18 protein-coding genes are annotated in these 21,510 nt (G+C 39.0%); 6 read left to right on the top strand and 12 right to left on the bottom strand.

The annotated features are described in order from the left end of the window. Positions 1 to 13: 13 nt before the first annotated feature. The 6 genes from JWR87_RS13915 to gmk form a co-directional block, all read right to left on the bottom strand. Positions 14 to 355 carry a hypothetical protein gene (locus JWR87_RS13915; RefSeq protein ID WP_297821109.1) on the bottom strand — a complete coding sequence of 114 codons (342 nt, stop codon included), beginning with the start codon at positions 353 to 355 and terminating at the stop codon, positions 14 to 16. A 5-nt stretch (positions 356 to 360) separates the two neighbouring features. Further along, the gene (locus tag JWR87_RS13910; protein WP_297821107.1) at positions 361 to 1,131 is read right to left on the bottom strand and encodes a TIGR02757 family protein; all 771 of its coding nucleotides are present in this window, start codon (positions 1,129 to 1,131) and stop codon (positions 361 to 363) included. A 330-nt stretch (positions 1,132 to 1,461) separates the two neighbouring features. Then, the gene (locus JWR87_RS13905; RefSeq protein WP_297821105.1) at positions 1,462 to 2,601 is read right to left on the bottom strand and encodes a cystathionine gamma-synthase; all 1,140 of its coding nucleotides are present in this window, start codon (positions 2,599 to 2,601) and stop codon (positions 1,462 to 1,464) included. A gap of 193 nt (positions 2,602 to 2,794) precedes the next feature. After that, positions 2,795 to 4,657, bottom strand: a complete 1,863-nt coding sequence (asnB, locus tag JWR87_RS13900; RefSeq protein WP_297821103.1) for an asparagine synthase (glutamine-hydrolyzing) — start codon at positions 4,655 to 4,657, stop codon at positions 2,795 to 2,797. Between the two features lie 330 nt (positions 4,658 to 4,987). Further along, positions 4,988 to 5,338, bottom strand: coding sequence for an ArsC family reductase (locus tag JWR87_RS13895; RefSeq protein ID WP_297821101.1), 351 nt, complete (start codon positions 5,336 to 5,338; stop codon positions 4,988 to 4,990). A gap of 2 nt (positions 5,339 to 5,340) precedes the next feature. Then, positions 5,341 to 5,910, bottom strand: a complete 570-nt coding sequence (gmk, locus tag JWR87_RS13890; protein ID WP_297821099.1) for a guanylate kinase — start codon at positions 5,908 to 5,910, stop codon at positions 5,341 to 5,343. Positions 5,911 to 6,195: 285 nt separating this feature from the next. Between gmk and JWR87_RS13885 the strand changes: the two genes are divergently transcribed. Together JWR87_RS13885 and JWR87_RS13880 are read left to right on the top strand one after the other, a co-directional pair. Beyond that, on the top strand, positions 6,196 to 6,462 hold the full coding sequence (locus tag JWR87_RS13885) for a short-chain dehydrogenase (RefSeq protein WP_297821097.1): 267 nt from the start codon (positions 6,196 to 6,198) through the stop codon (positions 6,460 to 6,462). A 173-nt stretch (positions 6,463 to 6,635) separates the two neighbouring features. Then, the gene (locus JWR87_RS13880) at positions 6,636 to 7,544 is read left to right on the top strand and encodes a YihY/virulence factor BrkB family protein (RefSeq protein ID WP_297821095.1); all 909 of its coding nucleotides are present in this window, start codon (positions 6,636 to 6,638) and stop codon (positions 7,542 to 7,544) included. Between the two features lie 251 nt (positions 7,545 to 7,795). Here the strand turns inward: JWR87_RS13880 and murA are convergent, their stop codons facing one another. Then, positions 7,796 to 9,103, bottom strand: a complete 1,308-nt coding sequence (gene murA, locus JWR87_RS13875; protein WP_297821093.1) for a UDP-N-acetylglucosamine 1-carboxyvinyltransferase — start codon at positions 9,101 to 9,103, stop codon at positions 7,796 to 7,798. Continuing rightward, the gene (locus JWR87_RS13870; RefSeq protein ID WP_297821091.1) at positions 9,103 to 9,903 is read right to left on the bottom strand and encodes a DUF4290 domain-containing protein; all 801 of its coding nucleotides are present in this window, start codon (positions 9,901 to 9,903) and stop codon (positions 9,103 to 9,105) included. Before JWR87_RS13870 ends, murA begins: the two co-directional genes overlap by 1 nt. A 307-nt stretch (positions 9,904 to 10,210) precedes the next feature. On the opposite strand from JWR87_RS13870, the gene JWR87_RS13865 reads away from it, so the two are divergent. Then, on the top strand, positions 10,211 to 11,992 hold the full coding sequence (locus tag JWR87_RS13865; RefSeq protein WP_297821089.1) for a DUF885 domain-containing protein: 1,782 nt from the start codon (positions 10,211 to 10,213) through the stop codon (positions 11,990 to 11,992). Between the two features lie 120 nt (positions 11,993 to 12,112). Here JWR87_RS13865 and JWR87_RS13860 read toward each other — a convergent pair whose 3' ends face one another. Both JWR87_RS13860 and JWR87_RS13855 read right to left on the bottom strand, forming a co-directional pair. Further along, on the bottom strand, positions 12,113 to 13,156 hold the full coding sequence (locus tag JWR87_RS13860; protein WP_297821087.1) for an ATP-binding protein: 1,044 nt from the start codon (positions 13,154 to 13,156) through the stop codon (positions 12,113 to 12,115). Between the two features lie 64 nt (positions 13,157 to 13,220). After that, entirely contained in the window at positions 13,221 to 13,904 is a 684-nt protein-coding gene (locus JWR87_RS13855; protein WP_297821085.1) for a response regulator transcription factor, read from the bottom strand. A 361-nt stretch (positions 13,905 to 14,265) separates the two neighbouring features. Between JWR87_RS13855 and JWR87_RS13850 the strand changes: the two genes are divergently transcribed. Beyond that, entirely contained in the window at positions 14,266 to 16,341 is a 2,076-nt protein-coding gene (locus JWR87_RS13850) for a hypothetical protein (protein ID WP_297821083.1), read from the top strand. A 93-nt stretch (positions 16,342 to 16,434) separates the two neighbouring features. Next, the gene (locus tag JWR87_RS13845) at positions 16,435 to 18,246 is read left to right on the top strand and encodes an ABC transporter ATP-binding protein (protein WP_297821081.1); all 1,812 of its coding nucleotides are present in this window, start codon (positions 16,435 to 16,437) and stop codon (positions 18,244 to 18,246) included. Positions 18,247 to 18,576: 330 nt separating this feature from the next. On the opposite strand, the gene JWR87_RS13840 is transcribed toward JWR87_RS13845, so the two are convergent. Then, the gene (locus tag JWR87_RS13840; protein WP_297821079.1) at positions 18,577 to 20,094 is read right to left on the bottom strand and encodes a DUF4142 domain-containing protein; all 1,518 of its coding nucleotides are present in this window, start codon (positions 20,092 to 20,094) and stop codon (positions 18,577 to 18,579) included. Positions 20,095 to 20,589: 495 nt separating this feature from the next. Between JWR87_RS13840 and JWR87_RS13835 the strand changes: the two genes are divergently transcribed. Next, positions 20,590 to 21,018, top strand: a complete 429-nt coding sequence (locus tag JWR87_RS13835; protein WP_297821077.1) for a GNAT family N-acetyltransferase — start codon at positions 20,590 to 20,592, stop codon at positions 21,016 to 21,018. 8 nt (positions 21,019 to 21,026) lie between these two features. Here the strand turns inward: JWR87_RS13835 and JWR87_RS13830 are convergent, their stop codons facing one another. After that, the gene (locus JWR87_RS13830) at positions 21,027 to 21,509 is read right to left on the bottom strand and encodes a YcxB family protein (protein WP_297821074.1); all 483 of its coding nucleotides are present in this window, start codon (positions 21,507 to 21,509) and stop codon (positions 21,027 to 21,029) included. Position 21,510: the final 1 nt, after the last annotated feature.

Here is a 21,510-nt window from a genome sequence, read left to right as displayed (position 1 = left end):
CGGGGCTTTTGACTTACCACTTTTCCTCTTCGGTAATATCTGTAGAATTATTTTTAAAAGCTTTACGCGATGCAATTTTTTGTAACTGCCGTTCTATTATCAGCTTGGCAATAATATCACTTGCTGTCAGCTCTTTTTTTTGACTTAAAAATTCCCTGACCTTTTCTTCGGAAATGTCTAAACGATACAGGATAGAGATCAAAAGCGAAAAATCGTTTGTAATTAAATAATTCAAACGATTAGCCAATGCAAGCTGCAATTGCTCGTACGAATTCACACGCTCTGCAAGTTGCAGTCGAAAATTTTGAAGTTGATCAACAACCTCTTTTATCGTTTCATCAATTGTTGTATTCATACTTTTCAAAACTTTTCAACCACACCCAGCCCAAACAAAGCAAAGTCGTATTTAACAGGATCAGCTTTGTCTAACAGCCTGAGATTAGATGTAAGTTCAACTCCTGCCGTCCAATCGATTTGATTTCTTTGAAGAAGATTAAAGCGATATGCCACTCTTGCAACATGCACATCTATAGGACAAACAAGTTGAGCTGGACTAATTTTTTTCCAAATACCAAAATCTACCCCTTTCTTATCACTTCTAACCATCCATCTCAAAAACATGTTAAGCCTTTTACAGGTGCTTTTTTTACCAGGAGAAGCTATATGTTTTTTCGTTCGTGCCGGTGCGTCTTCCAGCGAGAAAAAGTACCTGAAAAAATAATTCAATCCACCATCAATTGTTTCATCGTTTTCGTTTATCCCTAACAAAAAAGCGGTTTCTAAAGACCTGTTTAAGGTATAATGATGATTGAGAAAATGAACAAAGTACAACAGGTCTGTATCATTGAAAGTACGGTGCTTAAAGCCGAGCAACTTTTTTAAATCATTATCAGTATGGTTTAAAATAAAATCATAAGGCGCGTTATCCATCCGCTGCAAAAGGTCCTTTGACTTTTTGATAATAATAGCGCGGTTTCCCCACGCGAAAATTGATGCAAATAATGCAGCTATTTCAATGTCTTGTTTTTTTGTAAAAAGGTGCGGAATACAAACAGGATCATCTTTAATAAAAGCGGGAGTATTGTACTGTTCAACTTTGCTATCGAGAAAGTCTTTCAATTCTTGTGTCACAGATCAAAGGTAAGCTTCAAATAATGTTCTCTTAAAGAACCGGTTATTCAAGCCTTTTAAATATTTTATCCTTTTTTCTTCATTAATGAAAAACAGCAATAATAATATTGCTGTTATCCGAAAACGTGTGATAGAATAAGAAAAAATTATTGTCAGAATTCTTCTAATGTTCCTGGCAATATTGAAGGCTCGAAATGTTTTGACTCACTATTCTGCTCTAAGCTATTCAGGATCTGCTTCATAATCTCAAGTCTTTCGTTACTGAAATTTCGAAATATCCTTAATGTTCCTTTTTATAAAAGATGTTTCAATTAAGTTCGAACCATCTACTTACCCTATCGCCTGGTTTAAATCTTCAATCAAGTCCTCGGCATCCTCAATGCCTACACTCAACCTGATTAAAGAGTCGGACAATCCATTTTTGATCCTTTCTTCTTTGGGTATAGATGCATGAGTCATAGATGCAGGATGGTTGATCAGGGATTCTATTCCACCCAAACTTTCAGCTAACGCAAAGACTTTTGTTGAGGTCAGCACCTTTGTTGCAGTCTCTACACTATCATCTTTTAAAGTAAAACTCATCATTCCACCAAAACCACGCATTTGCTTCCTGGCAATTTCATAATTAGGACTGTCTTCAAAACCGCACCAGTACACCCTGCCAACTTTTGGATGATTGCGAAGAAAATTGGCCACCTTTTCACCGTTTTCACAATGCCGTTGCATGCGCACATGCAATGTTTTTATGCCACGAAGCACAAGAAAACAATCCTGTGGACCGGGCACAGCGCCGCAACTCTTTTGAATAAAAAATAACTTATCGCGCAACTCCTGGTCATTCATCATTAAGCACCCATGTATAACGTCACTGTGTCCACCAAGGTATTTTGTAGCTGAATGCATTACGATATCAGCGCCAAGATCTAAAGGGTTTTGAAGATAAGGCGACGCAAAGGTGTTATCAACGCAAACCAATATGTTATGCGGTTTTGCAATTGCCGTAACTGCCTCAATATCGGTAATATTCATTAACGGGTTAGTAGGTGTTTCAAGCCATATCAGCTTTGTATTTTCATTTATATAATCACTAACATGGTTTGCATCCTGCATATTTATATAGTGAAACTTAATGCCGAACTTTTGAAAAATCTTTGAAAACATACGATAAGAACCGCCATACAAATCGTTACTTGCAATCACTTCATCGCCCGGCGACAGCAACTTAATTACAGCATCTGTAGCTGCTACCCCACTGCTAAAACTCAAACCAAATTTTGCATTTTCGAGCACTGCCAGTGCCGTCTCTAACGCAGTTCGAGTTGGATTTTGCGAACGGGCATATTCATATCCTTTATTCTTTCCTGGGGCCTCCTGCACATAGGTAGAGGTTTGGTAAATAGGAGTCATGATAGCACCGGTAAAAGGGTCCGGTTCGGCACCTGCATGTATGATTTTTGTATTCAGTCTCATATAAGAATAATGATATTTGGAATTGAATTAAAGAGTGCAAAGATGGATTATTTATTGCCATTAGCCCGCTCTCAGGAGTCGATAATATTTTTAAGCCTGCAGCTTAACTACATCCAAAATAACTGCGGGGTTTATACTAGCAGCAGGATGCTGCATAAAATAATGAGGTAGAAAAGACCTTGGCAATTGTATCCTAGATACAATGTGAAGCACACAGATATCGCCAGTCAAAATTGCCCGCTTCGTGTGCTGCCTGATGGCGAACCGGCTTTTGTAGTACATCAGCTTTTAAAATTCCTTGCTGTACCAATTTTCTCCGGCTTTCAAATATCATCTCTTCCACTTTTGTATCTTTCATCCATTGTTTTTGCGGAGGTTCGAAGCCTACTTTATCTTTTCTCCAAACAATTGATTCTGGCAAAAAATCATTCATACTTACCCGTAGTATTTGTTTGGTAAACCCCTCAAATATTTTAAACGCAGATGGAACGCTGAAAACGAACTGTACTAAATCATGATTTAAAAAAGGCAAACGCACTTCTCTTGAATGTGCCATTGAATTTCGGTCCGCATATCTAAGCAGCTCCTCCAGGCCAAACTGCATTGTATTGAAATATAAAATATCATTCAACTTACTAACTGCCGGCTTAAAAATTTTCGTTCTGTCATTGTAACCTTCAAAAAAATCAGCAGTTATATCGGGATGACTTGCCTGCTTCCTATATGATATCTTGTTTAGTTGATTGGCAGCCAACTGGGGCATAAAAGCCGCTATGTAATTCTTCCAGCTCCAGTTAATTTGCTGACCATTTTGCTTTGCCAGTTCTATTTCTTTTTTGGCTTCTTTCCATTGCTTGCCTGCTATTATCTCCTGCCAATACCACTGGTAATACTTCGTATAGCCTGCCATTGTCTCATCGGCTCCCTGCCCGTCTAAAATAACGGTTACATCCTTCTGCTTCGCTAACTCGTACACTTTAAACTGTGCATAAATACTCGAGGACTGAAAAGGCTCCTCCTGGTGATAAACCAGTTTCTCAAAATCAGTAACAAAATCACCAGGTTCGGGAGTCACTTTAAAATTTTCCAATCCAAACTGTTTAACCACCTGATCTATTTGTTTTGACTCATCTTTTTCAAAACCCGGAAAAACAGCCGAAAATGTTTTCTGATTTCCCGAAGGACCAAGCAGATTACGAATTATGGCAACTATTGACGAACTATCAAGTCCTCCGCTTATACTAGATCCTATTGCTACATCGCTCCTCAATCTTCGTTTTACAGAAGTAGTAAACAGCTCCAGGAATTTCTCCTTAATGCACTCATTCGAGCAGTCTGTTATTTCTGTTTCCTTATCAAGGTCCCAGTAACTTCTAACTTCCAGGTAGGGTTCGCTGTGTTCAGTTTTATAAATAAGGTAATGAGAGGGTGGCAACGAGACGATTTCTTCAAAAAAAGTCTGCTGCTTATTTATCGGATTTTGCACCCAGCCCAATGTCAGATAGTTCAGCAACATTTCGTTGTCCATCTTTTTATTAATACCGCCCGCCCACAATGCCTTCATTTCGCTTGCAAAAACAAACTGGTTGTGTTGATATGAATAGTGATAATAAAAAGGTTTTTCCCCAAACCGGTCCCGGGCACAAAACAAGCTCTTTTGTTGTTCGTCCCAAATGGCAAAAGCAAACATTCCATCAAAATGCTGAAGACATTCTTTGCCGTAATATGCATAAGCAGCAAGCACAACTTCTGTGTCACAATGTGAATTAAAAGAAAATCCTTTCTTTTCCAGGCTTTCCTTTACCTCTAAGTAATTGTAAATTTCTCCATTGTATGTTATTGTGTAACGATCTAAATAATGCATCGGTTGTGCTCCGGCATTGGTCAGATCAAGTATGGACAAGCGGCGGTGACCAAAGGCTGTAGTACCACCAGCATTAACCCACAATCCATCACCGTCAGAACCCCGATGCTGTATAGCATCCGTCATTTTTTGTAAGCGTTGCCTGCTTACATTTCTTTGGTCAGATGATAAAATTCCTGCTATGCCACACATAGGTACTTTTAATTTTTTTTTGAGGTCCGAACATTTGCTCTTATTCAACATTGTTGCGTCGCACTCTTGTACCTAACAACACTATTTAACAAGAAAAATTCCCAGCAGAAAGAAGAGAGATTGCAACTAAATACGTTGAAATTAAAGTTTGGTTTGTTGTAGAAAAGAAAGCACCAAAAATAACATTTATAAAACAATAGCAGCAAGGGCAACAGGTTTATAAAATAACCTTTGAGCAACATGTAACCAGAAAGGTAAATAAAATATATTCAGAAAGTACGTGGTAAATCTATTGGTAAAGGAAGTGCTTGCCTACGCCATAGCGTTAATTTACTGCTTTTTAAAATTTGTTTTATATTCTTCTTCAACAAAACCTACTATCAATTTTCCGCCAGTTTCAATTACGGGCCTTTTTATTATCGATGGCTTTTCAAGCATCAATGCTACAGCAGTTCCTTCATTTTTTACGTTTTGTTGCTGCTCCGCAGACAAACTGCGCCAGGTCGTTCCTTTTTTATTCATCAGCCTTTCCCAGCCAACCTCCTTTGCCCACTCCAGCAATTTTTCTTTCGCAATACCTTGCTTTTTAAAATCATGAAACTCCGACGCTGTACCGTTATCCTTTAGCCACTCGATTGCCTTTTTTACTGTATTGCAATTACGAATTCCGTAAACCTTCATACTTAATCAATATTTACAAATTGTTTAATCGCACTTTCAGTCTGCTCACAAGCATGATGAAGGTTATCGTTTATAATAACCTTATCAAAAGAGTGATTAAACGACATTTCATACGAAGCTTTATTAAGCCTTGTAGCAATGTTTTCAGGAGATTCTGTTCCCCTACCTTCAAGCCTTCTCTTCAGTTCTTCAACAGAGGGGGGCTGTACAAAAATTGTAAGCGTATTTTTAGGATATTGTTGCTGCACATGTATCGCTCCTTTTACATCAATATCTAGAATTGGCGTTTTGCCGGCTGCCCAAATTCTTTCCAGTTCACTTTTTAGAGTTCCGTAATATTTGCCCTCATAAACCATTTCCCATTCAATAAATTCATTGTTTTCTATTTTTTCGTGAAATTCTTCAAGAGCTAAAAAATAATAGTCAACTCCATGCTTTTCCTTTCCCCGCGGCCTTCTTGTTGCAGCACTGATCGAAAAAGCAAGCTTAGGATATTTATTAAGCAAATACCGGGTAATGCTTGTTTTTCCTGCTCCTGATGGCGCCGTAATAATGATTAATTTTCCGGTCATAGCTTAAAAATGAATTGCAAATAAAGCAAAGTAATTTGAACAGAAGGAAGGGTTTTGTATAAACCTGCGTCTGTTACTATTACTGACTCAATTGCAGCCACGTTTAGAAATGACGGTTACTCTAATAATAAATGCATTTTAAAGTTGAAATTGGTGTAGTTGAAATTGATTTATAAACAGTTGTTTTATGAAATATGTTAACGAAAGTTAATAAAGCTGCTAAAAATTGGTTAGTGAAACCTATTTCCTTAGCTTTACCACCATCACTTATATTAAATTTTTACTATGTTACCAGAGCAGATTGCAAAATTTGTTGAAACCGAACAATTAAACAACCCAACAGTTAAAGTTGAATTTAAAAAACGTAATTCTATTACCGGAATATTTATCAAGCACACAGATTACGAAGAACTAAAATCTAAAAATTTTTGGAGATTGGTTACCGAAGCTAACCTTGAGACTTATAATAAGTCAAAGGATGTAAACACTGGCAGAATGTTTAACGGAAGTGAGTTTACCCGTTTATCAGTTACCAAGAAGAAAGCTGTATAATTCCCAACAATTAATTTCATTTATTTCTAAAAGCAAGGTTTAGTCTTTGTTACTTTCCTGCTTTTAGAAATAAACACTTTTGCTTCGAAACTTTAAGAACCTTCGAAAATTTTTTGGTTCAGCCAACCTTCCCACGATCCACATTTTCAACCCTACAAACCTTACCTGGATTAATGGCGCGGCTAAGAGGCAAAGAGTTTATAAAAATTTGTGCTATTTCCTTTGATGAATTCAAGCGAAACGAGCCCTTGCGCCTGGCAGGAGCAACGGCTTTTTTTACCACTTTCGCACTCCCTCCAATTATTATCATATTAGTCCAGATAATAGGACTCGTATTTCAAATACAAAATCTTCGTGATAGATTTTTTGTTCGACTTGCTGAAGTCTTAGGACGACAAAGTGCTGCACAAATCAGAGAAACATTTCTTGGTTTTACATCTCTTGCAAAAAATTGGTTTTTAGTAGCAGCCGGATTTATCTTCCTGATGTTTGTTGCTACAACGCTTTTTAAAGTCATACAAGATTCCATTAACCAGCTTTGGAATGTAAAAGGCACGCCTCAGCCTTTTAAGTTACAGGTTGAAAAAAGAGCCGTATCCCTGATTATAATATTGCTTGCTGGTATCTTATTTATCGGCGGAATGCTTATAGAAGGATTGGAAGCTTTTCTACTTAGATATACTGGTGAGATACCACCCCGTACGGCAAACGTTTTAACCATCCTTTTTAATCATGCATTTTCAGTAGTTGTTGTTTCTACCTGGTTCTCTATTTTATTTAAGGTATTACCAGCGGCAAAGGCTACATGGAAGGTTGTTGTAGTAGGTGGAATTTTCACCGGGGTTCTTTTTACTATCGGAAAAATAATTATTCGTTACATGCTCTCACTAGGTAACATTACAAACATATTCGGTGCTTCCGGCTCACTCGTACTGCTATTACTGTTTGTATTTTACTCCTCATTCATTTTATATTATGGAGCATGTTTTACTAAAGTGTACGCATCTTATATTGATGAACCGATAACGCCCGCAAACAATGCGATCAAATATAAAATGGTGGAAGTAAAAGGAGGAGAGTAAAGTGCAGAATTGTTAGATGGATAGGTTGTTGAATTAATTTTTCGTCCTTTACCGCTATCAAACAAAAAATAATGGTTCATCTTACTTATGAGAACCGTTTTTAACAACTGCATGTGAGGGATCGACCTTTACTATCCTGCTGCACCCAAGTGAGCAACATCAGATTAAATTCAGGGGAAAGTTGCAATAAAAGAGGCACGTGGCTGATCAATTAAACAATCAGATAGTTCAGTAATTAAACCATCAGCCAATTACTCAACCCTTACTATCTCTGCACCTAATGCCTGCAGTCGTTTATCAATATTCTGATACCCCCGGTCAATTTGTTCGATGTTTTGAATAGTACTTTTTCCTTCTGCACTTAACGCAGCAATCAGCATTGCTACACCTGCCCTGATGTCGGGGCTACTCATTGTAATACCTCTAAGGGCATGCTTTCTTCCCAGTCCGATAACTGTAGCTCGGTGGGGATCGCATAAAATAATTTGGGCGCCCATCTCCATAACCTTGTCAACGAAGAAGAGGCGGCTTTCAAACATCTTTTGATGAATTAGTACGCTGCCTTCAGCCTGTGTAGCTACTACTAAAACAATACTTATTAAATCAGGAGTGAAGCCTGGCCAGGGATGATCGTAAATAGTTAAGACAGTTCCATCAAGAAAGGTTTGTATCTCATACTTCTCCTGCGAAGGAATAAAAATATCATCTCCTCTAAACTCCATCTTTATACCAAGTTGGGCAAACTTTTCAGGTATCACGCCAAGATGCGCTATTCCCGCGTTTTTTATGGTTATCTCGCTCTGGGTCATTGCAGCAAGACCTATAAAACTACCCACCTCAATCATATCCGGAAGCATCCGATGGTCTGTTCCCTTCAATGTCTTTACGCCTTCTACTTTCAATAAATTGCTACCAACGCCCGAAATGTTAGCACCCATACGAATGAGCATTTTACAAAGCTGCTGCAAATATGGTTCGCAGGCTGCGTTGTAAATGGTAGTAGTTCCTTCAGCCATTACCGAAGCCATTAAAATATTGGCAGTGCCGGTGACAGAAGGTTCATCCAGAAGTATATCAACCCCTTTTAACCCGGTAGTACTCAGTTGAAAGAAATGTTGGGCGTCGTCAAAGTGAAACTCGGCACCTAGTTTTTGAAATCCTATAATATGGGTATCTAACCTTCTGCGGCCAATTTTGTCTCCGCCCGGTTTGGGGATATAAGCTTTTTTGAATCGTGCAAGCAATGGACCTGCAAGCATAACCGACCCCCGAAGCTTTCCGCTTTTCTGTCTGAAATCTTCTGATCCCAGGTGATCAACGTTAACTTCATCAGCCTGAAAAATACAGGTGTCGCGCGACACTCTGTCAACTTTCACGCCCATTTCCTGCAACAACTCAATTTGCAGGTTTACGTCTACTATGTCAGGAATGTTTGAGATAGTTACCTCTTCTGAGGTAAGCAAAACCGCGGAGATAATTTGAAGAGCTTCATTTTTTGCTCCCTGCGGAATAATTTCGCCCTTAAGTCTTTTACCACCCGTAACCTGGAAACTACTCACTAAAAACGCTTTTTATTGCCTCCAAATTTGTTGTTTCTATTGTCCCTTCCTGCGCCGCCATTGTTAGGTGCATTTCGGTTATCCCGACTACCAGCACTGCCGGCATTCCTGTTGTCACGACTTAGGTTTCCTCCCTCTCGGTTGCCCCCTCCTCCACCATCACGATTGTTACGCTGAAACTGGCCACCGTTATTGTTACGTTTAAAGCGGTTCTCACCAAAGCCCCCACCACGATTATTATTATCGCGGCCTTCGCTTGGGCGGTAATGTTTTACAAAAGGCGTACTGTCAAATTCAAGTTGGCCATTTGTTATTACGTTCAACTCAGCACGTATACCATCATCATGCACCAATTCTTTATGCCAGTTACTGTAGGCCAACTTCATGTAATAAGCAATAGAATTTGCAAAACCTGCCCTTTTCTCAGGGTTCTCTTCCTTCAATGCTTTATCAATTACAATTTCAAGGTTTTTACCTAAGTGGTTATATCGCGGTTTGCGTTTAGGGTAAGGAAGTGGGTCTGGTTTTAGTTTGTATGTTTCTTTTGTTGGTATCGGGTAAGGGCAATCAACATCAAGTTTAAAATCACTTACAAAAAACAGGTGATCCCACAACAAATGCCTGAAGTCTTCTACGTTTTTCAAGTGCGGATTAAGCGTTCCCATCAGTTCAATCACCACCTGCGCCTGTTGCTGGCGCTTCTGCCTGTCCTCAATAGTCAGCACATGTTCCACCATTCTTTGAATATGTCTGCCATATTCTTTCATTGTTAAATGGTTGCGCTGTGTGTTATATTCCATGTAAAAAAATTAATGAGCAAATGTAATAAAGCTTTTTGTAAGGATAAGAATATTATGAACCCTGCAACACTGCTTCTATTGCACTTTGTTGCGTCGCACTCTTGTACAAATGTTTCTCTATTCAACCCCTTGAACACCTGCACCAAACCAGGCTTTAGGGGAGCTATCATTTGGTTGGTTGCAGTTATAGAACGACAAAAACGAGCCTTTCATTTGTTTCCTTTTAGTCTTCATGCTGTTATTTCGCCACCGACATTTTTTTACTTATATCAACATTTAGCTAGATTTATCGCTTCAACTACTATTAATGAAACGATCGTTAATCATAGCTTTTGCAATAATCACCGTTACTGCCTGTAAGTTAAGTAATACCAATGCTGGCAAAGAAGGCAATAAAGAGCTTGCAACCCTATTAAACAATTATTACGAAGACAGGTTAAAGTTGTACCCTCTTGAAGCGACAGGAATTGGTGATCTGCGCTATAACCATGTCTTACCTATAGATTTTACAGGCACTTATCGTGATACCCTGAAAGATTTTTATAGCCGCTATCTTGCTTATGTTATCAAGCATGACCGTGAAAATTTATCAGATAAGGATAAACTGAGCTTTGATGGTTTTAAGCGGGAGATGCAGATAAACCTCGAAGGGTTGAATTACCCGGAGAACCACATTCCTTTTCAACAGTTTTGGGGTCTTCCGTTAACAATCGCACAATTGGGAAGTGGTGCAGGAAACCAACCTTTTAAAACAGTAAAAGACTACGATGACTGGTTAATCAGGGCATCAAGATTTTCAGTTTGGGCGGATAGTGCTATTATTTATTTTAGAAAAGGTATTGCTTCTAATTATGTTTTACCAAAAGCACTGGTTTTTAAAATGATACCTCAGATGCGAGCTATGCAGGTGAAAGAAGACACCAGCAGTTTGTTTTTTGACCCGGTTAAAAAGTTTCCCGATGGTTTTTCTTATGAGGATAAAAGTCGCTTAAAAAAAGCGTTTACGACTCTCATTCATCAACAAATTATTCCTGCTTACAATAAGCTGGGCGATTTTCTTACCAACGAATACCTGCCAAAATCAAGAGCAACATCAGGCATAAGCGCTTTGCCAAATGGAAAAGAATATTATCGATACTTAATACGTGCTCAAACCACTACCAACAAAACCCCTGAGGGGATATACCAGTTAGGACTTAACGAAGTAGCCCGGATTGGAAGATTGCAGGATAGTGTAAAAAATTCAGTTGGATTTAAAGGATATATGAATGCTTTCTTTGATTTTATGAAAAACGAAAAGCAATTTATGCCTTTTAAATCAGCGCCGGAAGTATTGGCCGCTTTTGATAAAATTCATGAACGGATAGAACCTAACCTGAAAAAAATGTTTAACAATGTACCAAAAACACCGTTTGAAATCAGGCAAACCGAAGCTTTTAGAGCGGCCAGTGCAAGTGCAGAATATAACCAAGGTTCGCCGGACGGAACAAGGCCAGGTATATTTTACGTTCCCATCTTAGATGCACCCACTTTTAACTCTACAAGCGGAATGGAAAGTTTGTTTTTACATGAAGCTATTCCAGGCCACCACTACCAGATCTCGCTACAACAGGAAGATACCACCCTTCCAAAATTTCGTCGTTTTGGTGGCAATAACGCGTACATAGAAGGATGGGCACTGTATTGTGAATCGTTGGGGAAAGAGTTGGGACTATACACGGATCCTTATCAATATATGGCGGCATTGGGCGATGAAATACACAGGGCAATTCGCCTTGTTGTTGACGTTGGCCTGCATACAAAAAACCTGACAAGAGAAGAAGCTATAAAATATATGATGGAGCATGAAGCGATCAGCGAACAGGGTGCTACTGCAGAAATTGAACGCTACATGGCTATTCCGGGACAAGCGCTGGGATATAAAATCGGCGCTTTAAAGATTGCGGAATTAAGAAATAAAAACCAGCAAGAGTTGGGGAACCGTTTTAACCTTGCAGATTTTCATGACAATATTTTAAAAGACGGGGCATTGCCATTAGATGTGCTGGAAAGAAAGATGGATGACTGGGCTGTAAGGCAGAAGAAGTAGAACACGTTGATTTAGTTGAGCCCCGCCCGAAGCTTCGTACAATAATGAAAAACAGTACAAGTGTGCGACGCAAGAAAAGTGGATAGAAGGAGTGAAGCCGGTTGCAAAAAAAAACTAGAATTATTTTACATCAAGCGTAAAACCAATAGTGGTCCCAATATCGGGTTTGCTCCGCACGTGGATGGTTTGACCATGGGCTTCGATGATGTGCTTGCAAATAGCAAGTCCAAGACCTGTGCCACCAACATCGCGGCTCCGACCTCGGTCGGTACGATAAAATCTTTCAAAAATACGAGGGAGATGTTCCTCTGCAATGCCGATGCCGTCATCGCTTATTTCAATTAAAACGTGCTGTCCATCGGTCTTGTAAATACTAGCTACTATATGACCTTTTTCTTTTCCGTACTTAGTTGAATTGCTTACGATATTGATAATTACCTGCTTAATCTTTTCCTTATCAGCATACACAGTTACGGGCTGATCGCATCCCTTTTTTATAGAAGTTCGAATGTTTTTAGCAGCGGTTTTTATAAAAAGAGAATCGTATATTTCTTTAATCAGATCTTGTATAACGAACGGGGCTTTACTTAGGGGTTGCTCGCCGCTTTCAAGCTTTGTTATTTCGTCAAGGTCACTTGCAAGGGTTACCAGCCTGTCTACGTTGCGGGCTGTGTTCTCTAAAAAACGTTTGCGAACTGCTGGATTTTCCATCGCACCATCTAACAAAGTATCTACATAACCCTGGATTGCGAAAATGGGCGTTTTAAATTCGTGGGCCAGGTTTTGAAGAAACTCTTTTCGATATGCTTCGTTACTTCTTAAAATTTCAATTTCTTCTTTTTGCTGCGATGCCCATTTCTCTACATCTTCTCTTACCTCGTCAATACTTTTTTGCGGAAGTATATATTTATAATAAGTTTCTTCTCTTTTAGAAGCCTTGGTTTGGTAAATGAATTTGTAAATGAGCTTGATTTTACGATAAATAAATCTTTCAAGAGTAAATTTAATTAGGAGAAAACTGCCTAAAAAAACAATTACAAACACAATCAACGAAACCCACCAATTTGGATGCATTACATAATAGCCCAGGGTGATTGGAATGGTTAATATAGCTGCAGTATATAAAGAAAGCTGCTGGGGTGAAAGATTTTTTGTGGCGAACATTTTTGACGGATTTACAACAGCTAAGAAGCTATTTTGAAGGGTTATATGGTATTAACGGATTTTTTTAATCCTGTAATTCAAATTTATAACCTACACCTTTTACTGTTGTTATACAATCTATTCCAAGCTTCTGTCTTATTTTTCTGATGTGTACATCTATCGTGCGGTCTCCAACAATTACCTCGGCTCCCCAAACCTGGCTGAGTATCTCATTTCGCAAAAAAACGCGTCCTGGCTTTGAAGCAAGTAAATAAAGTAACTCAAATTCCTTTTTTGCAAGTACAATATCACTTCCATCCAGAACAACCATAAACTTTTCGGGGTCTATAATCATGTTTCCAAGTCGTAGTGTTTTGCCGTCTTCTTTATGTATTCTTCTAAAAACTGCGTTCACCCGGCTTACCAAAACCTTTGGGCTGATTGGTTTATTTACATAGTCGTCGGCGCCTGTTTCGAGCCCTTTGATTTGAGAAGACTCGTCGCTTAGAGCAGTAAGAAATATGATAAGCGTATTATTGTATTCAGGCTTCGATCGCAACGCTTTACAGACCTCGATGCCATTCATTTTAGGCATCATAATATCAAGAATAACAAGGTCTGGTTCAAAAGAGGAAGCTTTTTCTAATGCTTCGATTCCGTTTTTAGCTGTTACAATTTCATATCCTTCTTTCTTCAGGTTGTAAGAAATGATTTCAAGAATATCTGGTTCATCATCAACTATTAAAACCTTTTTTAAAGTAGCCTCCATTAACAAATTGTTTAGACAAAAGTAATTTTAAGGTAATGTGCAACCCGATTGAATGCATTATATAATTGTTAACTCCTTTACAAGTTGTACAATCATATACTTAAGCAGTTTTAAAAGTATCTATAAAAAATCAAATAAAGCTGCCTGCTATACCGGATTTTACAGGAGGACGTTGCTTGAATATTGTAAGCAGTATTACGATTAGCACTAATAAAAACCTAAAAACTTAAAGAGGATGATACGGAACGGGCTTTGGTAGTATTTTTGTTGACCTATGTATCATATGTCCAAAAATTTACTGTTTCTACTTCTTGTATTGCTCTCGCTTCACACCTTCGCTCAAAGACCCGTGGTTCCATTGATGAGAAAAATTTTTCATGAGAATGTTGACAAGAGTCAAAAAGGAATTGACAAGCTTGATAGAAAAGAAGATCATTTTTTTAATGCGACGAACGACCCAGAAGTAAATCAACAAATAACGTATGCTCTTTTTAATAAAGTAGATCAACTTCAGGATAATATTGAAGCAGATAATAGCCTTGATGCAAACCAAAAAGTTAAGTTTATTAGAAGCTTAAATGAAGCGTTGTCTTTCTTTGAAAGTAGTTACAGGTCTAGAAATTTGAAAGGGGATCAATTGCAGGACCTTATTAATGCTTATGAAGAGGCCATGATCCTTGAAAAGAAAAAGCAATCTATAAAACCGGTGCTACTTGAGAACGAGTATGAAATAGGAGACATACTTGTAAAATGCGTTGCCTTCCAGAAAAATGTTGGAATTATTGAGGGTAAGGAAGCACTTCTTCTGAAGAACTCGCAAAAGCATCCCGAAAAAATCTTCCAAATTTTAAAAGCAAACCCTAATGCTGCATTTGCTGATAGTCTTTTAAAAGTAGCTGCCCGCACACATCAGGAAGATGTGTATTCATACGCCCAATCAAATACCGAAATTGGCAAAAAGATTCACAACAGCGACGATCCTTTAATTAAAACAATTGCAAGTTTGGCTTCTTTAAAAGAAGGCCGCTTATATTTTCCTTTCCTTGATAATTTATATAAAGGCAGAGTTACGCGAGAGGAAATTGACAAGAGTAAAAGTGACGAGTTTAAGTACTACAGGCTGCTGGTAAATACGCAAATTGATTATGCGGAACGTTTACGAAAAAGGGACACCCCAATGGCTATGGCAGCACTAACAGAAATGCTTAGGCGGAAAGCTATTGAAAGTTTTATCAATGTTATCAATGGCCTCCACGACGAGCCGGATATTATCAGAATGAAAAAAGTAGAACCCTTAAATCCACAGGAGCTGTACTACTTATGTGTAATGGCCGAGACTGAAATATATACAAGCAGCTACCTAAAGGTGTATGAAAGGATATTTCAACGAATGAAAAACCCTAACAGCGACTCTCTTCTAATGAGTGTAAACTTTGACCATTTTAAAAAGTTCATTAAAATGGCAGCAAACTACAATACACTCGACAACTTCTTGGTAAGGATGGAGAAGGCAAATGCTGAAATTTTGATGCGGTCTTTTGCAGGTGGGTTAGAAAAAACAGGAAGCCTTGAAGACGCAGTAGATGTGGCGGACAGTTATGCAAGTATTTCTGACCAGGCGCTACGAAAACTAATCTTAGAAGAAGTTCAATCTAACTTACAACAGCAAAACAAAGACGAGAACAAAAGAGGGTTGGCTATTTACGATCTTCTAAACAGTATATTTCTAAGTCTTGACTCTACAAGTACAATAGATATATCTAAAAAGTTTGGCATTCCTCCTATTTACATCGTTAACAACAACTCCTTAAAAGATGCTAAAGGTAAAATTGTTATTCAGCAATTCTTTTTTGGAGATAAGGATGGTCTTTATTCTTATAATCAATTCAAGAGTTTGTATAACACTCCCGGATGGAAAATGGTCAATAAGCCAGACTGGATAGAAGTAAGTTCAACGAAGGGTATACCTGTTATTATTTATGCCAACAAGCCCCTCGACGAAAAAGAAGGATTAGATGATAAAGCGCAGGAAAATTTGGGGGAATATCTTAGTGACAATGAATTAACGCCAACTATTGTAATACATCGTGGCCATAGTTATCATGTAGCCTCAACAATAAAGCAATTATTCAGAACAACTAAAGTTGTTTTCCTGGGAAGCTGCGGTGGGTACCAAAATATAAACCGTGTGCTCGATATCTCTCCTTATGCTCATATAATCGCTAGTAAGCAAACCGGAACCGGAGCTGTTAACGGACCAATGATTATGAGTATAACAGAAACGCTCAGGCAGGGCAAAGATTTGAACTGGCCCGAAATGTGGAAAAACTTAGGCAAGAAATTGAAGGACAATAACATGTTCGAAGACTACGTACCGCCATACAAAAACCTGGGTGCACTTTTCATAATGGCTTATAATAAAGTAATGGTGGGATAAAGAAATTATCTTTCTTTTTAAGAGCTGCCCCCCTTGGCGGCTCTTTTCTTTAAACAGGTTTATAACAGTCTTAATAAATACTTTTGCGATCTTATGTCTGATGTGGTTAAAAAGAAAGTCTTTAATTTTTCATTACTAAAAAGGGTTTTTCAATTTGTAAAGCCTTACAACAAATATTTATACATAAGTATTGTTCTTTCCATCTTATTAGCAGTTTTTGCACCCGTTAGACCTTACCTGATTAATCTTACCGTTGATGTAGCTACGGGCAAGCCACTTAACATGCCTGCATGGCTAAGGGTCTTTATGTTTAATACAGATCTTTCAGATGCTACAAGGTTCATTATAGCTGTCACCATTTTCCAGATTGTTTTTCTTTTTATTGAGACTGCTTTCCGGTTTATTTTTTCTTTTCTTACATCCTGGCTTGGGCAGAGTGTTGTAAAAGATATGCGGGTAACAGTGTATAAAAAAGTAATGACCCTAAACCTTTCTCAGTTTGACAAAACCCCTATTGGCACCCTAACTACCCGTACTATAAATGATATTGAAAGCATCAACGATATTTTTGCCGATGGGCTGATCCCGATTATTTCAGACCTGCTTTCCATCATATTTACCCTTGCTATTATGTTCTTTATGGATTGGAGGCTTACCCTAATCAGCCTTATTCCTTTCCCTATTTTAATAATTGCTACGTATTACTTTAAAGAAAGTGTCAACCGCTCTTTTATGAAGGTGCGAAACGCCGTTTCAGCATTAAACGCTTTTGTACAGGAGCACATAACCGGGATGCAAATAGTACAGGCTTTTGCGGCAGAAGAACGGGAATTCAAGAAATTCAAAAAAATTAATAAAGAACATCGTGACGCCAATATCCATGCAATTTTCGCCTATTCTATATTTTTCCCGGTAGTAGAGGTTGTGTTGGCAGTAAGTATGGGCCTGCTGGTTTGGTGGATAGCAGGAAACGAGTTAGACGCCGGATTGCTTGTTGCTTTCATCCTTTACTTAAACCAGATTTTCCGTCCCCTTAGGGTAATTGCCGATAAGTTCAATGTTATACAGATGGGAATGGTATCTAGCGAAAGGGTTTTTAAGGTGTTGGACAACCCCGATGTAATTCAATCCGAAGGTTCCTACGCGCCTGATTCCATAGCGGGAAAAGTTGAACTTCAAAACGTGTGGTTCGCCTATGTGAAAGAACAGTACGTATTGAAAAACATTTCTTTCTCCGCTCAACCTGGTGAAACCATTGCGTTGGTTGGTCATACCGGTAGTGGAAAAACTTCTATCATAAGCTTGTTAAACCGCCTCTATCATATTCAAAAGGGTGAGATAAAAATTGATGACGTAAATATTGAAGATTATAAGTTAGACGTCTTGCGAAGCCGGATTGGAGTGGTGTTGCAGGATGTATTTCTTTTTTCAGGTACAGTCCTCGAAAACATTACTTTAAGAAATCCTTCCATTTCAAAAGAGCAGGTAGTTCAGGCAGCGAAGATGATTGGAGTGCACGATTTTATTATGAGTTTACCCCAGGGGTACGATTACAACGTTATGGAACGTGGCAGCACTTTAAGCCTCGGTCAGCGACAACTATTAAGCTTTATAAGGGCGTTATTATACAACCCCTCAATTCTTATTTTAGATGAGGCAACCTCTTCTATCGACACAGAAAGCGAAGCTTTAATACAGCAGGCTATTGACAAATTGATTGCCGGCCGTACCTCAATCGTCATTGCTCATCGCTTGTCTACTATAAGGAAAGCGAGTAAAATATTGGTAATGGATAAGGGTGAACTTAAAGAAGTGGGAACACATGAAGAGCTACTTACTTTAGGTGGTCATTATGCTAACCTATACAATATGCAGTTGGAGAAACATAGCGGGGTGGTACTATAACTTGGATTACCTTGACCACCCTTTTATCTTAAGCCCATCAGGTCAGAGACTCTTTTGAAACCAAACATTTGTTTTTTATAGCATCATCCTTGCGTCGCATTTCGTTCAACTTTAGTAATTCTATTGTAAGTTCCAATTTGTGGTCACCAATTAAGTGCCTCAAGGCGAAACTATATTGCTGTGGTCTCTGTCGCCGCCAGCTAAACAAGTTGAAAATTTTTTAGCTCTTCTACCTTTAGAACATGAAGAAAAGTTTAAAATAAAAGGCTCCTAATAAAAGTAAAAGAGCGGCAAATTGCCGCTCTTTTACTTTTATTAGGAGCCTTCGTTCTACTGCTGGCTTGATCCACCACTAGTTCCGCCAGTATTCATCTTTGACAACATATCTCTATGCATCCTTATTATTGGGATTGCCCTGTTAACTGATGATTTCAGTTCAGCGTCAGTTAATGTAGTTGCAGCTGACTGAAGTTCTGTAAGTTTCGCTTCATGCATTGCAAGCATTTGAGAAACAAACATTGCATTAAACTGGGTACCCGTTGCATTTTGAAGTGCTTGCATTGCTGCCATGCCACTTCCGGTCATATCACCATGCATTCCCATACCATTCATTCCACTTCCTGAACCTGTTGAACCAGAAGTTCCCATTCCAGATCCGGTACCTGTGCCACTACCAGAAGTTCCAACCCCTGAACCGGTAGTTCCGCTTCCTGTGGTACCTGTACCCGAACCCGAAGTTCCCATTCCGGCACCTGTAGTTCCTGTGCCACTACCAGAAGTGCCAACCCCTGAACCAGTAGTTCCGCTTCCTGTGGTACCTGTGCCTGAACCCGTAGTTCCCATTCCGGCACCTGAAGTTCCTGTGCCACTACCAGAAGTGCCAACCCCTGAACCAGTAGTTCCGCTTCCTTTGGTACCTGTGCCCGAACCCGAAGTTCCCATTCCCGCACCTGTAGTTCCTGTGCCACTACCAGAAGTGCCAACCCCTGAACCAGTAGTTCCACTTCCTGTGGTACCTGTGCCTGAACCCGTAGTTCCCATTCCCGCACCTGTAGTTCCTGTGCCACTACCAGAAGTGCCAACCCCTGAACCGGTAGCACCACTTCCTGTAGTTCCTGTGCCTGAACCCGAAGTTCCCATTCCCGCACCTGTAGTTCCTGTTCTGCCGGCAGTAGTGCCATTTCTATTTCCCCTGTTATTTCTTCCTGTAGAGCTACTTCCCGTTGTTCCTGTACCAGAAGTTCCCACTCCAGATCCTGTACCACTACCAGATGTTCCCACACCAGATCTTCCTGCACGATTACCGGAAGTACCTGTTTCGGAACCAGAAGTACCCATTCCTGAAGTAGAACTACTACCCGAAGTACCTACCCCTGAACCAGTAGTTCCGCTCCCTGTAGTTCCAGAGCCTGAACCAGTTGTTCCCATTCCCGACGTAGTTGTACCTGACCCTGCTGTACCCATCCCGGATCCTGTAGTACCACTACCGCTCCCCGATCCCCAGTTACCGCTACCCATGGTCATAACCGCCATATTTCTGGTTTTGGCAGCGCGCTGTAACTCATTCAGCATCTGGGTATGGTCAGTAACCATCTGCTGAGCTAACGTTTTTATTTTTGGATCAGTTGCTTTTGTTCTGCCCATTTCAGAAAGTTGTATTTCCATCATGTTATCCATAATGTTTTTACTAATAAAGGCAGTATCACTCATGTTAGCTGAAGTAGTACCTGTGTTAGTGGAAGTAGTACCTGAGGTTGTTGTACTGCTTTGCGAATGGGCGACGGTACCAGTAATAAAAACGGATGCCGTTAATATTAAACGTGGTAAATAACAAATCGGCTTTTCCATAATTTTTTGTTTTTAGTTAAAAGATATTTTATAGAGGATTAAAAAATGCCAGAACTATACATTAAAAAATTATTCCATTTTTATTGTTTTAATTCCCCCACCGTCGATGATAGCCGCAAAACATATGCAAAACTTTAAGTATCTGAATGTCAGTCGAAACGAAGAAAACCTCGCTTAACCAAATATGAAAAACTGGGAATAATTGGGGAATCGCCAGAGCTTTAAGGGGAATATTGTAAGCTTAATCTATAATATAAATAGCGCTATACATTTGGTAACGCCTCTTTCACAAGGAAAAGCATTATCTTTTTTTGGAATCGCTGTCAACAATCCAACACTACTTAACTTGATAATTTAAGTGATCACTTTTCAAAGATTGCAGCTCTTTATCTGTTGATTCAAATAAAAGAACCATTTTCATACTATTACCGATTTTTTCGAAGCTATAAATGATATTTTTGTACGTAAAACTTATTTTGTAAGCTAAATACTGATATGCCTTTAAAAATTATTGATCATAATAGCAAAGAGTATAACCAGATGGTAGAGTTACGCAAGCAAATTTTGCGGAAGCCATTGGGCCTTGACTTTTCGAAGGAAGACCTTGAAAAGGAAAAAGAAGACTTACTTATTGCAGCATATGAAGATGATCAAATGCTGGGTTGTTGCATACTTACGCAAATAGATCCTACTGCGGTAAGGCTGAGGCAAATGGCGGTAAAAGCCGGACTGCAGGGTAAGGGCATTGGGCGGGTGCTAATGCAATTTGCAGAAAACATAGCCCGCGACAGAGGATACAAAAAAGTTTGCATGCATGCCCGCAAATCGGCTGCAGGGTTTTACGAAAGGCTTGGTTATGCCATTTCGGGCGAAGAATTTACAGAAGTAACTATTCCTCATTACAACATGGAAAAACAATTATAATGGTAGAATTATTTTTTCGACCTTATTTTTTCCTTTAATAACCTTCGAAGATCATCCAGATTTCCTTCTTTTTCGATTGCCACTTTTGGTACAAGGAAAAACGATTTGCTGTCAAAATATAAATGGACGAAGTGAGGGCTTTCAAGATAAGAAGCGAATTTTTCCCAGTTCCATTCCGTATAGCCCCGTTCATTTTCAACCCTAACACGATATTCTCCAAAAGTCATTTTAAAGGTATCTCTGAAAGTAGAGGCTTTTTTATAAACAGTATTGGGCAAAAAGAACCAGAAAGAAATCATTATTCCTATCCAAAGTATAGAACTAAGGAGAAATGCTAATGGAGAAACTTTATGAGAATAAAATAAAGCGGCGGAAAATATTGCAAACACATTTACTAGAATCATCAGGATTCTTACTTCAAATCGATTTATAAAATGGTATCGTAGAGCCTGAATAACCAACTTTTTATCGTATGAGAAAAGTATTTCCATC

It is taken from the genome of Segetibacter sp. (assembly GCF_025963695.1).
Lineage (GTDB): Bacteria > Bacteroidota > Bacteroidia > Chitinophagales > Chitinophagaceae > Segetibacter.
This window is presented reverse-complemented; position numbering and strand designations above follow the sequence as displayed.